This window comes from Microcoleus sp. POL10_C6, from assembly GCF_036701585.1.
In the GTDB taxonomy this organism is placed as follows: Bacteria; Cyanobacteriota; Cyanobacteriia; order Cyanobacteriales; family Microcoleaceae; genus Microcoleus.
Genome location: NZ_JAUBRB010000044.1, coordinates 13,192 through 28,169, shown reverse-complemented (window position 1 = coordinate 28,169; position 14,978 = coordinate 13,192). Strand labels below are relative to the sequence as shown.

10 protein-coding genes and 1 pseudogene are annotated in these 14,978 nt (G+C 46.8%); 4 read left to right on the top strand and 7 right to left on the bottom strand.

The genetic code is table 11. From position 1 onward, the window contains the following. Positions 1-22 precede the first annotated feature (22 nt). Both QUA34_RS21715 and QUA34_RS21710 read right to left on the bottom strand, forming a co-directional pair. A complete protein-coding gene (locus QUA34_RS21715) occupies positions 23-376 on the bottom strand; it encodes a DUF6464 family protein (RefSeq protein ID WP_333323437.1) in 354 nt (117 codons plus the stop codon). 430 nt (positions 377-806) lie between these two features. Continuing rightward, positions 807-1,538, bottom strand: coding sequence for a sucrose-phosphate phosphatase (locus tag QUA34_RS21710; RefSeq protein ID WP_333389206.1), 732 nt, complete (start codon positions 1,536-1,538; stop codon positions 807-809). A 171-nt stretch (positions 1,539-1,709) separates the two neighbouring features. On the opposite strand from QUA34_RS21710, the gene QUA34_RS21705 reads away from it, so the two are divergent. Next, positions 1,710-4,067: an iron uptake porin gene (locus tag QUA34_RS21705; RefSeq protein WP_333389205.1), complete on the top strand. Its 2,358-nt coding sequence runs from the start codon at positions 1,710-1,712 to the stop codon at positions 4,065-4,067. Between the two features lie 287 nt (positions 4,068-4,354). On the opposite strand, the gene QUA34_RS21700 is transcribed toward QUA34_RS21705, so the two are convergent. Together QUA34_RS21700 and QUA34_RS21695 are read right to left on the bottom strand one after the other, a co-directional pair. After that, a complete protein-coding gene (locus tag QUA34_RS21700) occupies positions 4,355-7,699 on the bottom strand; it encodes a PAS domain S-box protein (protein ID WP_333389204.1) in 3,345 nt (1,114 codons plus the stop codon). Between the two features lie 407 nt (positions 7,700-8,106). Next, positions 8,107-8,766, bottom strand: coding sequence for an HAD family hydrolase (locus QUA34_RS21695; protein ID WP_333323430.1), 660 nt, complete (start codon positions 8,764-8,766; stop codon positions 8,107-8,109). Between the two features lie 111 nt (positions 8,767-8,877). Here QUA34_RS21695 and QUA34_RS21690 point away from each other — a divergent pair. Then, positions 8,878-9,657: pseudogene (locus QUA34_RS21690) on the top strand (Uma2 family endonuclease). 218 nt (positions 9,658-9,875) lie between these two features. Further along, a complete protein-coding gene (locus tag QUA34_RS21685; protein WP_333389203.1) occupies positions 9,876-11,684 on the top strand; it encodes an aspartate kinase in 1,809 nt (602 codons plus the stop codon). Between the two features lie 118 nt (positions 11,685-11,802). Here the strand turns inward: QUA34_RS21685 and QUA34_RS21680 are convergent, their stop codons facing one another. Next, positions 11,803-12,243, bottom strand: a complete 441-nt coding sequence (locus tag QUA34_RS21680) for a DUF29 family protein (RefSeq protein ID WP_333323424.1) — start codon at positions 12,241-12,243, stop codon at positions 11,803-11,805. Positions 12,244-12,331: 88 nt separating this feature from the next. Next, complete coding sequence (gene dcm, locus QUA34_RS21675; protein ID WP_333389202.1) at positions 12,332-13,384, bottom strand: DNA (cytosine-5-)-methyltransferase; 1,053 nt, start codon at positions 13,382-13,384, stop codon at positions 12,332-12,334. Between the two features lie 332 nt (positions 13,385-13,716). Here dcm and QUA34_RS21670 point away from each other — a divergent pair, with 332 nt between their 5' ends. Next, on the top strand, positions 13,717-14,100 hold the full coding sequence (locus QUA34_RS21670; protein WP_333323420.1) for a DUF4346 domain-containing protein: 384 nt from the start codon (positions 13,717-13,719) through the stop codon (positions 14,098-14,100). 59 nt (positions 14,101-14,159) lie between these two features. Here QUA34_RS21670 and psb32 read toward each other — a convergent pair whose 3' ends face one another. Continuing rightward, the gene (gene psb32, locus QUA34_RS21665) at positions 14,160-14,882 is read right to left on the bottom strand and encodes a photosystem II repair protein Psb32 (RefSeq protein ID WP_333083628.1); all 723 of its coding nucleotides are present in this window, start codon (positions 14,880-14,882) and stop codon (positions 14,160-14,162) included. Between the last annotated feature and the right edge of the window lie 96 nt (positions 14,883-14,978).

The following is a 14,978-nucleotide window of genomic DNA, read 5'->3' as shown; positions in this document are numbered from 1 at the left end:
AATTGTGTACTGACTCCATGATTCAAGACTTTTGGTAATCGCCGCAGCAGTTGCACGGGCCATTGGGATTGACAGCACAGCGCAGAATTTCCGATCGAGCATTAAAGCGACAGCTAGCATCTCCGATAACCCAGATGCCACTTACAAAAGTTCTTTCCGTCGGCGGTGTGGCCGACTGCACGTACAGGGCAATTTTTTGCAGTCGGTAGCGGCCGGATTTGAGTTGATAGCGGTGGTGGCGTTCCAATACAGCGTAGGTTTGTCCCTCTAAATCTAGATAGTTCCCCGGTTGTGGCGTCCAATCCAGCCGAATGCTACCTAAATATTGGCGGGGGTGAGAGAGAATCACCTCTACGGGTAAAGTATTTTGTTCCATGTGGCGGTGCGTTCGCGAACTGAACTAAAGGGGCAAATAGTTGACTAAACCTATATCTTCTTGATCTAGAAAAATAACTTCTTCTAGAGAGAGTAATTTAGGTTGAGGCGCTAAACTTAACTATAGAACCTTTGGCGATCGGGGGATCGCCGACTTATCTTGGGATAGCCGAGTATCCAACAGGGATAGGAAATAAACTTCAACTCGCTTGAGCTAACTAAAGTTAAGTTCGATTAGCTTTGATAAAGCAGTACACGCTGATGCTATCGCAACTCGCAGGTTCGATCGATACGCGGTTGAGATTGCTGAACAGATTTTAACGGTTTACAGGACTTGGGGTGCTTCGGGTGCGTTTGTACTGAGGACTTCAGTTTTCTGATTTGTATGAGGACTTCAGTGATCACTACAAACTAAACCGAATTTTTGGCAATCAAAATTCCCAAAAATATGCCATTCCTTCCATGATTCCCCAAGCGCAAACAGAACCTGCTAAATAATGATTTTCAGTGCCGCATTCGCGATGCCATTCTAAGAGTTCTGACAGAGCATTAGCGACGATTACTCCCCGGACATCCTGGTCAAACATACTGATATCATTGCCAGAATTACCGCAAACTAATGTTGCCTCAGATGCAATTTGTAGACGCTTTTGTAAATAAGCAAGGGCATTGCCTTTATTGCTAGTTTGTGGTAAAATATCTACATTACTATTGCTGCTAAAAATGATTTGAGCTGGCAGTCCCGATTCAGTTAACTTTTGCTGCAAAGCCTGGACAGTCGAGCTATTTTCTGCTCCTGGTTCCAAACAATAACTGATTTTCCAAGGATTTTGTTCTTTTAGGGATTGGGGTTTGAGCTGGGAAAACTGCTGCGCTAAAGAGGCGATCGCCATTTTATCCCAGTCTTGAGAAAGATATTCCGCCCAATCTAAATCGAGGATTCCGTCTTGGTAAATTTCGCTACCTACACCTGCGATCAAATAGTCGGGTGATAGCAGTTGCTTTTGGGCAATTAATTCGCAAGTTGAAGCATAAGAACGCCCGGTAGCGTAAACCAAACAAATTTGCGATCGCTGTGATTGCAAGCGCTGGTTTAAAACTTGAGTTGCTTCGTCATCTCCGACTAGCGTGTTGTCTAAATCTGTAACTAATAAAAACTTCATTGGGGGAATTAGTCAGGAGTCAGTAGTCTTCAGTCATTAGTGATTGGGAATCGCTCGCTTCCTAAAATAAATTTAACTATTTATAAGAATTTGTTAAACCAAACACATTTATAAGCAAGCTTATCGTTTAAGATTGGCCAAATTTAATTTTCAACAAATGGTGTGAGTGGTATGGTGAATAATTCAACCTCCGTTAAAGCTTTTTGGCTGTCTTTCTTGATTTCTGGTGCGGCAGTGCCTTTGGGGCCGATCGCAGCAACAGCTCAAATTCAGGATACCTCAACTCCAGAAGTTGCGCTAGAAGCGAGTGCCGTCCCTAGGGCTACCCCAGACGCAGCGCTGGCAGCAGGTAAGATTGAGATACCGCAGTTAGCGAGGATCACCGCAGAGGCTAACTCAGGAGTCGATCGCGCTTTACCCGACACAGATGCAGCATGGGTGAATAGCGCTTTACCCGAAACAGATGCAACAGTCGATCGCGCTTCACCCGAAACAGATATAGCAAAAGTTGATCGCGCTTTACCCCAAACAGATGCAGATTGGGTAAATAGCGCTTTACCCGAAACAGATATAGCAACAGTCGATCGCGCTTTACCCGACACAGATGCAGCAAAAGTCGATCGTGCTTTACCCGAAACAGATGCAGCAAAAGTCGATCGTGCTTTACCCGAAACAGATGCAGCTTGGGTAAATAGCGCTTTACCCGAAACAGATATAGCAACAGTTGATCGCGGTTTACCCGACACAGATGCAGCAAAAGTCGATCGCGCAACAACAACCCCAGAAATAACGGAGGCAATTGGCGAATTGCCCCCACAGAAGTTAGAAATTGCAAACTCTCCTCAGTCTCAACAAGTTGCTGAAGCCAGCAAAGTTGACGACATCAGCAGCGAGACGGGCAGCGCTGATGACCTCAGCATACAAGAAGACGCAGCACAAGTCACCTCTGTTTCCCAACTCTCCGACGTGCGGCCGACAGATTGGGCTTTTCAAGCCTTGCAATCCCTAGTAGAAAGATACGGCTGCATTGCGGGATATCCAGACGGCACATTCCGAGGCAATCGAGCCATGACTCGCTACGAATTTGCTGCCGGATTAAACGCTTGCTTGGATCAAATCACCAAACAAATTGGCGGTTCTACTGGTAATTTAGTCAAGCGAGAAGATTTACTTGCTTTGCAAAGATTGCAAGAAGAATTTGCAGCAGAATTAGCTACATTGCGCGGTAGAGTAGATGCTTTAGAAGCCCGCACTGCCGAATTGGAGGCCAACCAATTTTCCACGACAACTAAACTAAACGGATTTGCTTGGTTTAACCTGACTGGAGCTTTTGCGGGCGATCGAGTCCGAGTTGAAGCAACAAATGGAAATGCTGCTCCGCTCGATCGAGTAGCCGGACGCGATCCTGTCACCAACAGACCAATTGTGCAGAGAGTGGACGATGATCCAGAAATCACTTTCAGTCAGTTAGTTTGGTTGACTCTCACTACTTCCTTTACAGGGAAAGACGAATTGATTACACAGCTAGCTGTAGGTAACGGCAATTCCCCAGCCAACCAGTATACTTCAACGGGTTTTTTCAATACATTCGGCACTCCTTTTCTCGATCAAACTGCCGGAGCAAATCCCAATGAAGTTATCCTGCGGGAACTTTCCTATCGGTTCCCTGTTAGCAACAGCTTGCAAGTAGTAGTGGGGCCGCGGATTAATTTTTACCGCTACTTTGACAACAATAAATTTAACTTTTTCGTAGACGGTGCGAGCAGCTTTAATTCTAACAACAGCCCTTTGTTAAGCGCTACCCGACGCGGTGCCGGTGCTGTGGTTTTGTGGGATATCGGTCGCGCATTGAAACTGCGTTTTGGCTACTTGGGCGAGAGTACGGAATTTTTGCCCACTTCCGTATTTAATTCCGCTTCCAATCCGTCTCAAGGATTGTTTGATGGGACAAATACGACTACAGCAGAATTAACATTCAGTCCGAGCAATCGGACTAATTTGCGCTTTTTGTACAGCCGTTCCAACATCCAGCAAATCGGCGGCTTAATTGGATCTCCTAACAGCAAGCCGTTAAACGGTGTGGCAGATGACGGTTTTGGTGGCCGCCTGGGGAATGCGACTGCGAATACTTATAGTTTCAATTTCGATTGGTCAGTCACTGGCGGTTTTGGTCTTTTCGGCCGTTACGGCTACGCCGAAACCAATATATTTCCCAAGACTAACCGACCCGACGGCACGATCAAAAATCAATCTTATCAGTTAGGACTTGCATTTCCCGATTTGTTCAAAGAAGGAGCTTTGCTTACGGTGTCATATTTAGTACCTTTTGACTTTACTGGCGGTCGGAGATTTCTGATTTCTGGCGGGGGTAACGGTGGCACGCAGTACGAAATTGAGGCAACTTATTATTTCCCTCTGACCGATCATGTTTCGATCGTGCCGGCATTTTATGCGATCGGCAATCCCAACAATTTCGATAACAACCCGACAATTTTTGTGGGCAATTTGCGGACGCAGTTTAGTTTTTAAGTAAGTTAGGGCTGATATCATTTCCGGTTACACTCATACATGATGTTGAATGTTGACTGTTGACGGTTGACGCCGTGAACAGTCAACCGTCAACAGTCAACATTCAACTCGAATTTACTATTCCGATGCTAACGGATTTGATATGAGTTGAACATAATTATATAGCAATCCTCAATGAGTCGTAAATTTTTTACCCCACCCTAACCCTCCCCGAACCCGCGGAGAGGAAGTAAGAAATTCACAAATGATGCGAGGATTGCTATATCCTGATTAGCCTCGTCCTGATGTCAACGAATTGGAATTTCGATGATAAATTCAGTGCCTTTACCGGGTTCCGAGTGACACTGCAATTTCCCGTTGTGTTTTTCAACGACAATTTGGTGTGAAATTGATAAACCTAAACCTGTGCCTTTACCTACGGGTTTTGTGGTAAAAAATGGGTCAAATAAACGCACGATATGATCTTCGGGAATGCCCTGACCGTTGTCTTTAATCCGAATTAAAATGCTCGTGTCATCAATCGTTTTAGTTTGAATGGTAATAGTAGGAAAGATAGGAGAATTTGCGATGTCTTTTGCTTGGTTGCAGCTTTCTTCCAAGGCGTCGATCGCATTTGCAAATACATTCATAAAAACCTGATTTAACAGTCCGGGATGACAGTTTATTTGCGGCAGTTCTCCGTATTCTTTAATCACTTTAATGCCCTGCCAGTTGGGTTTGGCTTTCAGTCGGCTGTTCAACATTAACAAGGTACTTTCTAAACCTTCATGAATGTCGGCAGTTTTGATTTTTGCTTCGTCCGCCCGCGAGAAATTTCGGAGAGTTTGAATAATTTCTACAATTCGCTCGCATCCGGTCTGCATCGAATTGAGCAATTTTGGCAGGTCTTTTGCTAGAAATTCTAAGTCTATATCTTCGGCTTGTTGCTGAATTTTTGCTGGGGGATTTGGGTACTCTTCTTGATACACCTGTACGATTTCTAATAAGTCTAGAACGTAGCCTCGAACGTGGCAGAGGTTGCCGGCGACAAAGCCAACTGGGTTGTTAATTTCGTGGGCAATTCCTGCTAGCACTTGTCCGAGGGAAGACATTTTTTCGGTTTGTACTAACTGCATTTGAGTTTGCTGTAATTCGCGCAAAGCTGTTTGCAATTCTTGGGATTTTTGCCGATCGCGCGAGGCGGCGGCGGCACGTTCTTCCTCAACTCCGATCGCCCCAGCAATAATTCCGATCAACTTGCAGTCGGCTTCTGTGGGCGCGATCGACTCAGTGTAGAGAACGCACATCGCACCCACATAATTGTCGCCCAGCCGCACTGCTTGTCCCAGATAGCTTCGCAGTTGGTAGCGGATGACAGCGGGATCGATTTTGCCGTAGATCGTGTTCTGCAAGTCGAGAATGGCAACAGCCCGATCGCTTCCTTTGCTGCATACGTCGGTGCAGATGTGGCCCTCGGCGCGATCGACCAGCGGGTAGTCCGGCGGCGCTTGCCAAGTCGCGATCGCTTGCAGCAGTCCGCCACCGACGTGGCTGTAGATGGCGCAGCTTCCGCCCAAAAGCTCGCCGGCTAAGGATGTCAGGCGCTGGATGTTGTCAGCGGCGTCGGTGCTGAATCCCAAAAAGCACTCGTTGATTTTGCTGAGGCGGTACTCTGCTTGCCTGCGCGCCGTCATGTCGCGGGAGTTGATCACAATTCCGTTCACAGCGGGGTCTGCTAGCAAGTTGATGCCGACACCTTCAAGAAAACACCAAGAACCGTCCGCGCGCCGGAACCGACCTTCTAGGGCGATCGGATCGCCTGGATTTGCGATCATTTTTTCGCCGTCGGACATCAGCGAGGGAAGGTCGTCAGGGTGGATTAAATCGAGAGCAATTTGACCGGCGAGTTCCTCTGGTTCGTAGCCCAAAACTCTTACTACAGAAGGGCTTTCGTAAACAATGCTACCGCTGGCGTCGAGAATAGTAATGATGTCGGAACTGTTGAGAATTAGCGATCGCCACTTAGCCTCATTTTGGAACAAAGCTGACTCGGCTTGTTTGCGATCGGTAATATCCTCTACCATTTGCAAAAGAAACTGTGGCGTTCCCTGACTGCTGTCGATGACAGAGGCGCTGAGGCGTCCCCACCTGATGCTGCCATCTTGGCGGAGGTAGCGCTTCTCGATTTGGTAAGCTTCGCGGGAGCCCGCGGCCAACTGTTGGCACAACTCCCGCGAAGCTTGTACGTCTTCCGGGTGCGTGCATTCGTCCAGGCCCACACCCCGCAGTTGAGCTTCCGAGCTTCCCAGCATAGCTTGAAATGCCGGATTAGTGGCGATCGCAACACCTTCGAGGGTAGCCACTACCATGCCGATCGCAGCGCGTTCAAAAATTGCCCGAAACCGCTGTTCGCTGTCTCGCAAAGCTGCATCCGCTGCCACTTCCTGGGTGATGTCCCGCCCCGCCACTGCCAAACCTTTGCGCGAACCGTCGGGGTTGAACAGCGGCACTTTCCGCACTTCAAACAAATTGCTGCCGCCTGTGGGCAAGGGGACAATTTGGCGGCTGGAGGTGAGAGTGCCTGCTTGCCAGGTGGTTTCGTCGGTTTCCTGCCAAGTTAGCAGGATGTCTCTGACTCTGGGATCGGCGGCGGCAGCGAGTTCGGCAGTAGTTTTGCCCTGGTAGTCTGCGGTTTCCCAGCCCAAAAGTTGGAGGGCGCAGTCGTTGGCAATCAGCCAGCGCCCCTCGCTGTCTGTGAGGTTGATCGCGTCGGGGACGGCGTTAATTGCGGTTTTCAACCAGTATTCTTGATTTCGCAGGGCTGCTTCGGCGCGCTTGCGATCGGCGATTTCGGCCACGGTTCCTTCGTAGTAAAGGATTTCTCCGCCTGCGTCGCGGACTTCGCGCACGTTTTCCGAGATCCAGGTAGTGCTGCCGTCTTGGCGGCGGACGCAGGACTCAAACTCTTTCAGGGAGCCGTTTTTGCTGATTTCTGCCATGAATGAAGCGCGGCGGGTGCGATCGGCGTAAATGTTTTTTGCCGAACATTTTGCGATCAATTCTGACGGGGAATCGTAGCCGTACATTCGGGCTAGTGCGGGGTTGGCGCTGAGGTAGCGCCCGTCTGGGGCGGTTTGAAATATGCCTTCGGTGGCGTTTTCAAAGATGCTGCGGTATTTTGCCTCGGCTTCTTTGAGGGCTTCTTCTGCTTGGAAGCGATCGGTGATATCAGATTGAACGCCGATGAAGTGGGTAACGAGTCCGCTGCTGTCGCGCACCGGCGAGATAGTGAGTTCGTTCCAGAAGGGGGTCCCGTCTTTGCGGTAGTTTTTCAGAACTACTTTGCAGTCGTATTGTTCTTTCAGGGCCGCGCGGATTTGATCGACGGCAGCGCGATCGGTATCCGGGCCTTGCAGGAAGCGGCAGTTCTGCCCGATTATTTCGCTGCGATTGTAGCCTGTAATCCGCTCGAAAGCCCCGTTGCAGTAGACTATAGGCCTGTCCGGCCGGGTAGCGTCCGCGATCGCGATGCCGTTGCTGGTAGCTGCCAGGGCGCGATCGTACAGCCTCCATACTTCTTCTATTAAATTCGGTGTGCCGCCAGTACGAGTCGGCGATAGCGTTTCAGAAGGAATGCTTATATCTATCTGCATGAGTTTCTATAAATTGAGTTTATTGTAGATACCGACTGCCAGCACACCCTAGATTTTAACAGAATTGACTGTTTTCCGAAGGCAGAAGTTAAAAGGCTATCCTGCAGAATTTTGGCGGTCAATCCTACCTATAAAAAATCTGGCTTCCCTCGTTTTTTTCCTATTTGCTTCTGCCTTGTGCCTTCTACCTTCAAAGGAATCATAATTGTTAATTTATAATAGCTGTTCCAGGGATCACTCTATCTTTGGTATGGTTTGCTTGGCAGAGTTTGGGCGGATTACAAGTTCGGAAATTTATTTTTTCAATTAAATAAAAACTTACTCATCCGGCTGTAGTAAAAAAAAATTAATTAAATACTTTATAGTTAAATTATTCAGACTCTTCTCTCAAAAAAACCGAGGAAAAATTAATTTTGAACGAACCCAGCAACTTGTGAAATATCGTCGATCGCGAAAGTTGGTTCTAGGGCGAGACACTGAGCGCGATCGCCATATCCGTAAGCCGCCCAACAAACATCTATCCCAGCATTTTTAGCAAACAGCAAATCAATCGCTGTATCGCCAACCATTAAAATTTGACTGTTATCCAACTCCGGGAACAGCGGTTTAATAATCGAGTGAAAAACAGTCGGATTGGGTTTCGGAATTATTTGTCCGTTATCACCTAATATCAAATCAAAAAAACTGTAAATTCTCAAACTCTTTAGTAATACATTAACAAAAGTAACCTGTTTGTTGCTGAAAACTCCCAGGCTCAATCCAGACTGACGCGCCAACTGCAAGACTTGCTTTGTCCCGGTAAATAACTCTACCTGCTTTTCACCTTCCGTCCGATAATAAGAGCGGTAAGTTTCAACCCATTCAGGAATTGCGCTTTCTTCGATCGCCGGATGGAGGATTTTAAAAGAATTTGGTAAATTGATGCCGATCGTACCTATAATAGTATCAGCAGCGGGCGGGGTAATATTGAAAGTTTCAAAAGTTTTGGTAAAGCAAAATACAATAGCTTTGTGAGTAATTGCCAAAGTGCCGTCGAAGTCAAAAATAATTAACTTGTACTGACTCATATTCTTTAAAATTTTCTATAGAGCAATCTGAGGTTAGCCACGAAATAATAGCATGATTAATCTCTCATTCACCAATTATAAGTATAATTTTTCAACATTCAAGAGGTCAACATGAGTGTCACCGAAAAACCCGAAGCTCTAGCCACAGATTTCCCAGACCACACTCAATTACCAGACTCCGACGGTACTTTTGTGAACAACTTTCAAGAACATCCTCAAAGCATCCTGTTAACAACATCAATCCGACCGATTTGAGACCAAATTCATCCCGACGGACAATACTGCATCGGTCAAGATTCCGGTATTTACTGGCGAGTGGCCCGGCCCCCGGAACCGCCCGAAAGAGGAGCCGAAGCACCTGATTGGTTTTACGTGCTCGACGTGCCGCCAACTCTCGACGGAAATATGCGGCGTTCCTATGTGATGTGGAAAGAATTAATGCCGCCGTTAATCATACTATAATTTGTCTCTGGAGATGGCCGCGAAGAAAGAGATCAAACTCCCAAACAAGGCAAATTTTGGATTTACAAGCGGATTATTAGACCTGTTTTTTACGGAATTTATGAAGTCAAAAAAGCCCAAATAGAATGCTATCATTTGGTGGAAGATAGATTTTAGTTAATGTCAGAAAATCAGCGCGGACATTACCAAATCGAGCCAATGGGATTGGAATTAGGCATTTGGCAAGGAAGTTATCAGGGCGTAGAACGGCCTTGGATGCGCTGGTGGGATGCTGAGGGGAATTTGCTGCTGGCTGCCGATGAAAGAGCCGAACAAGCGGAATTGGCAGTCGAACAAGCGCAGTCAGAAGCAGAACAAGAACGGCAAAAGCGAATAGAAGCCGAGCAGCGAATTCAAGCTTTAGAAGCGCGTTTGCAAGAGCTAGAATGAGGCTACAATCCGAATCAAGAGGGCGGGTTTATTAAAATATTGGTGTGAGACAATTAAATGGCTGGTAAAACCCGCCCCTACCACATATTTTTTGTCGTTTACGCAGATATTTTTTTCTTTTCTCCGGTTTGTCGTATGGGAATTTTAAAAATTACCACTTCTAATCCAGAAGCTGCTTGTATTATTTGATAAGTATTTTGTAGCTTTGTGTAAGTCCTATGGCACTAATTGTTCAGAAATATGGCGGAACCTCGGTTGGCACAGTCGATCGCATTTTGGAAGTAGCCAGACGAGTAGTAAAAACAGCACAGCTCGGCAACTCTCTCGTTGTCGTACTTTCAGCGATGGGCAAAACCACCGACGGTTTAGTTAAACTCGCCAAGGAAATTTCCCCAAATCCCAACAAGCGGGAAATGGATATGTTGCTTTCCACTGGGGAACAAGTCTCGATCGCACTTTTGAGCATGGCATTGCAGGAAATGGGACAGCCCGCAATTTCCCTCACCGGCGCCCAAGTCGGCATTGTCACCGAAGCCGCCCACACCCGCGCCCGGATTTTGCGAATTGACCCGAATCGGCTTCAAAGCCAGTTAAAAAGCGGTAAAGTCGTTGTGGTTGCTGGGTTCCAAGGTATCGCCGATGCCGGAGAATTGGAAATTACCACCTTGGGCCGTGGCGGTTCCGACACAACCGCAGTAGCCCTCGCAGCAGCGCTGCGGGCCGACAGGTGCGAAATTTATACCGACGTTCCCGGAATTCTGACTACAGATCCGCGCTTGGTTGCCGACGCCCAATTAATGGACGAAATCACTTGCGACGAAATGCTGGAATTGGCGAGTTTGGGCGCAAAAGTCCTGCACCCGCGCGCGGTAGAAATTGCCAAGAATTACGGCGTGCCGCTGGTAGTGCTTTCTAGCTGGAGTGACGCCCCCGGTACGCGGGTAGTGTCCCCACCCCCGCAACCCCGTCCTTTGGAGGGTTTGGAGCTCGCAAAAGCGGTAGATGCGGTGGAATTTGACTTAGATCAGGCGGGGGTGTCGCTGCTGCGTTTGCCCGATCGCCCCGGAGTAGCAGCGCGGTTGTTTGGTGCGATCGCGCAGCAAAACCTCGATGTAGACTTAATTATTCAGTCAATTCATGAAGGAAATACTAACGATATTGCCTTCACAGTGACGCGAAAATCTCTGCAACAAGCCACTGCGGTTGCAGATGCAATTATCCCCACCCTCGGCAAGAATTCTCGCCCAGAATTGGGAGAACCGGAAGTGAAAGCAGAAGAGCGGCCCATAGCTAAAGTTAGCATTGCGGGTGCGGGAATGATCGGTCGTCCGAGGGTAGCGGCGCAGATGTTTAAGACTTTAGCGGATGCGGGAATTAACATTCAAATGATTTCTACATCCGAGGTGAAAGTTAGTTGTGCCATCGATGCCGAAGATTGCGATCGGGCAGTTGCCGAACTCTGCAAAACATTTGATGTTGCCAACTCCCCTATTGGGCTGCATTCATCATCCCACAAACCGCCCGCAGTCCGCGCCGTTGCGTTGGATCTCAATCAAGCGCGTCTAGCAATTCGCCAATTGCCCGATCGACCCGGAGTAGCAGCAAAATTGTTCGGACTTTTAGCCGAGGAAAATATCAGCGTAGATACAATCATTCAGTCGCAGCGCTGTCACAATATCGACGGCATATTAACTCGCGACATTGCATTTACCGTAGCACAAATTGACGCCGAAGCTGCTAAAAACGCCCTCGAAAAAGCCGCCCCCGAATTTGGATGGGGCGAAGTAGCAGTCGATACACACATCGCCAAAGTTAGCGTTGTCGGTTCCGGGATGGTAGCGCATCCAGGAGTAGCGGCAAGGATGTTTGAAGCGCTTTCCCGCCAGCAAATCAACATTCAAATGATTGCTACTTCTGAGATTAAAATTAGCTGCGTTGTGGATGAGGAACAAGGCGTAACGGCTTTGAAGGCAATTCACGCAGCCTTTGAACTTGCCGGCACCGAAAAAATCCAAGTTCCCGCCTAATCAAGTAGGGAAACGGCACTGCCGTGTCCTTACAAAAATCGAGGACACGGCAATGCCGTTTCCCTACAATTAAGTGAGGTAGGGAAACGGCATTGCCGTGTCCTAACTTTGGGTAACTTTAGTCATTCTCTTCAGCTTCTTGTGAAATTAAAGTCATTGCTTGATTAATAAGTGCCTCTTGATTCACTAACTGCGACAATTCTCTTGGTTCATAACGCCCTTCTTCCACTTCTAGGGAAGCTTTATTAATAGCTTGTCGATACGCCATTTCTAAAACAATGAGTAACTCTTCTATAGGTAAGTAAAATCCCGCGCCTCTCGGTCGCTTATTTTCCTCCTGAATTTCTAGAACCGAGTTCCGAATCGAGATATCCCAAGAGCGAGTTGTGCGATTTTCAGCTTGCTGTTTAATCAGATGCAATAGTAAAATCACTGCATAGCTGCGAATAGTTTTAATGATGTCTTTTTTGCTCATTTCTTCTAGTTCTTCAACTATAGCTAATGACCCAGGTATATCCCCTTTTAACAGTAAGCTTTTTAAGGTGAGTAATTCTTCCATGACGACTATATCTATCTTGGGTGACTTATATTATAGCTCAAAGCTAGCGCTTGGTTAATGCTAAAATTGTTTAATAACAAAATTAATCTCAAGTAATAGTGTTAACTAGAGTCCCAACTGATTGCAGAAGTCGGGAGTCGCGACATCTTTGTAGTTCCTTATTTTCATCATCCAACAAATTTTGACTTAAGATTTCTTTCGCAATTGCTTCCACAACCGGTACACAAACCGAATTCCCAATTTGCTTGTAACTTTCCCCCGCAGTCGGATAACTCTTAAACTCTTCAGGAAAACCCATAAGACGGTAACATTCCTTCAGCGTCAACTTTCTCACGATATCTTGCTCAGGAATGTAGATAAAAAACCTGCCCGACATTTCTTGCGAAGGAATTGTGGGATGCACTCCATCTACCGAATAAATGCGATTAGGCTGTCTGTGAACTCTCGATAAATGTTCTGTATTTGGCCTCACGCCAGTTTTCCAAGTACCTTTATTTCTGTAACCTACAAACAAAAGTCCCGAATCTTGCTTTCTCGGAGACTCAATTAAAGTATACTCTGATTTGTCCAATATTTCAAAATCTCCTGTCTTGTCTAGAAATTCCCTGAGTTTTGGAGTCACCTGGGTTTTAAGCCGAGAAAAATTGAAGGGTTTACCTTTAGTTGCAATAATAAATATTCTTTCACGATGTTGAGGAATTCCAAAGTCTTTAGCATTCAGCATTTTGTAATTCACGCTGTATCCCAAATCTTCAAGACTGGCAATAATTACTTTTAAGGTATTTCCCTTGTCGTGATGGATTAAGTGCTTGACATTTTCGAGAACGATAACTTTAGGCTGCTTGATTTTGATAATTTTACAAATATCAAAAAACAGCGTGCCTCTAGTATCTTCAAAACCGAGCTTTTTGCCGCAGATGCTAAAAGGTTGGCACGGAAAACCGGCGACTAAAATATCAAAGTCTTCTAACTCGACGGGATTAATTTTACTGAGATCTTCAAAAGGAACGTCACCGAAATTATCCGTGTAAACTTGTCGGCATTGGCTGTTAATCTCGCAGGAAAAAACACATTTAAAGCCAATTTTTTCAAACCCTTGTCTGAAACCTCCTATTCCCGAAAACAAATCTATAAATCTCATCTATAACTTAATCCCAAATATTCCTCAACCCATGATAACATATTTTCTTTATCTCTCTTCTTTCACTCTGCGTTCTCTGCGTTCTCTGCGGTTCATTCTCTCAATTTCAACAAGTCTTGCTACAGTCCTCAATCTTATACCAATCATTAAAAGTCGCAGAAGCCCGGGTCGGACTTAGCCTGGGCCGTCTCCCCACAGATATCGGATAGAATGTCGATCGCCGAAACTTTCCCCCGCATTCAACCCACCAATGCCTCAAACTTGTCCCACAGCCGACTAAACTAGAAATAGCAGCAAAAATTACAGCTATTGTTTACTTCCTTTCACAAACCATGAGTCAAACCTTGGAAAACCTCACCGCTATCGATGACAACCTATCCAAACGCCACCTCGACCTCGATCCAGGCGGCTACTTCATCATCTATCTCGATCGCGAAACCAGCTTAATTTGTGCCAAACATTTCACCAACATCATCGACGATCGAGGCCTCGCCGTCGATCCCGAAACTGGTAAACCCATCCCCGCCCGTGGCAAAGTAGAACGCACCCAATCCACACTTTTTACCGGGCGAACCGCCAAAGAACTTTGCGTCAAAATCCTAGAAGAAACCCGCCCCTGTCCTGTGACAATGTTAGATCACGCGGCTTATCTGGGACGGGAATTTGTACGGGCAGAAATTGCATTGTTGAGCGATCGAGAATACGTTCAAGATTAATCCAGCCCTGCCAGAATTTCTTGACAAAACGGCAACCGATCGGATTTATCAGCACCCGATCACGAAAAACCTTGATACCAGAAATAAGTCACCATCGGAATCACTGTCGCCAACACCAACAGCACAACCACAACAACTGTGGCATTGCCTTGATCTGTTTCTTCAGCTTTTTTAAACGTGCCTTCAACTTGAATGTTGTCAACAACTTCAGGAGGACCCGGATCAGGTTCGCCCGACAAAACAGTTGCAATGCGCGTACTTGCAGCCGTAAATGCCTCGTTGTATTTATTGGCTTCCCGCAGCGGCACTTGCACGGTTTCCCCAGCCACACTCTGGGCAATTTCATCGGTTAGCAGGGATTTCACCCCTTCGCCGGTACGAATTGCCGCGCTGTTGGTAACAGTGTCGAGAACGAGTAAAATTTGATTAGTCTGGTCTTCTTTTGCGGGAAACCACTGTTCAAACAGTTGGTCGGTGAAAGTGGCAGCCGTTTCGCCGTAGTCTAAGCGGTGGATGGTGACAAACCTGACTTGTTTCCCTGTTTTGTTTTCCAGGTTGTCGAGCACGCTGCTGATATTGCTTTCGCTGCTGCGGCTGAGCACGTCGCCTTTGTCGAACACCCAAGTTCGATCGCCCGCCGACAACACCGGTATTTCGTAAACGCCAGTCGCCAATGCTGGCAATACCGCCATCTGGGATGCGATTAGGACGATCGCGATCGCCGCGGCCAAAGGTTGGAGATATTTTCTCCAATTAAATAATTGCTTCAGGAGTCTAGTCATGAGGTTAACCGTAAAACTGACTTTTTTCCAAAAATACTATAGAAACCCCCGTAAAATTCATTTTATGCAGGGCAATATTTACAATTAGCTAGCCAG

Coding starts and splice junctions, on each gene's coding strand:
- QUA34_RS21670 (WP_333323420.1), top strand. CDS start 13,717: ATGAGTCAAACCTTGGAAAACCTCACCGCTATCGATGACAACCTATCC.
- psb32 (WP_333083628.1), bottom strand. CDS start 14,882: ATGACTAGACTCCTGAAGCAATTATTTAATTGGAGAAAATATCTCCAA.
- QUA34_RS21710 (WP_333389206.1), bottom strand. CDS start 1,538: ATGAAGTTTTTATTAGTTACAGATTTAGACAACACGCTAGTCGGAGAT.
- QUA34_RS21705 (WP_333389205.1), top strand. CDS start 1,710: ATGGTGAATAATTCAACCTCCGTTAAAGCTTTTTGGCTGTCTTTCTTG.
- QUA34_RS21680 (WP_333323424.1), bottom strand. CDS start 12,243: ATGGAAGAATTACTCACCTTAAAAAGCTTACTGTTAAAAGGGGATATA.
- dcm (WP_333389202.1), bottom strand. CDS start 13,384: ATGAGATTTATAGATTTGTTTTCGGGAATAGGAGGTTTCAGACAAGGG.
- QUA34_RS21715 (WP_333323437.1), bottom strand. CDS start 376: ATGGAACAAAATACTTTACCCGTAGAGGTGATTCTCTCTCACCCCCGC.
- QUA34_RS21695 (WP_333323430.1), bottom strand. CDS start 8,766: ATGAGTCAGTACAAGTTAATTATTTTTGACTTCGACGGCACTTTGGCA.
- QUA34_RS21700 (WP_333389204.1), bottom strand. CDS start 7,699: ATGCAGATAGATATAAGCATTCCTTCTGAAACGCTATCGCCGACTCGT.
- QUA34_RS21685 (WP_333389203.1), top strand. CDS start 9,876: ATGGCACTAATTGTTCAGAAATATGGCGGAACCTCGGTTGGCACAGTC.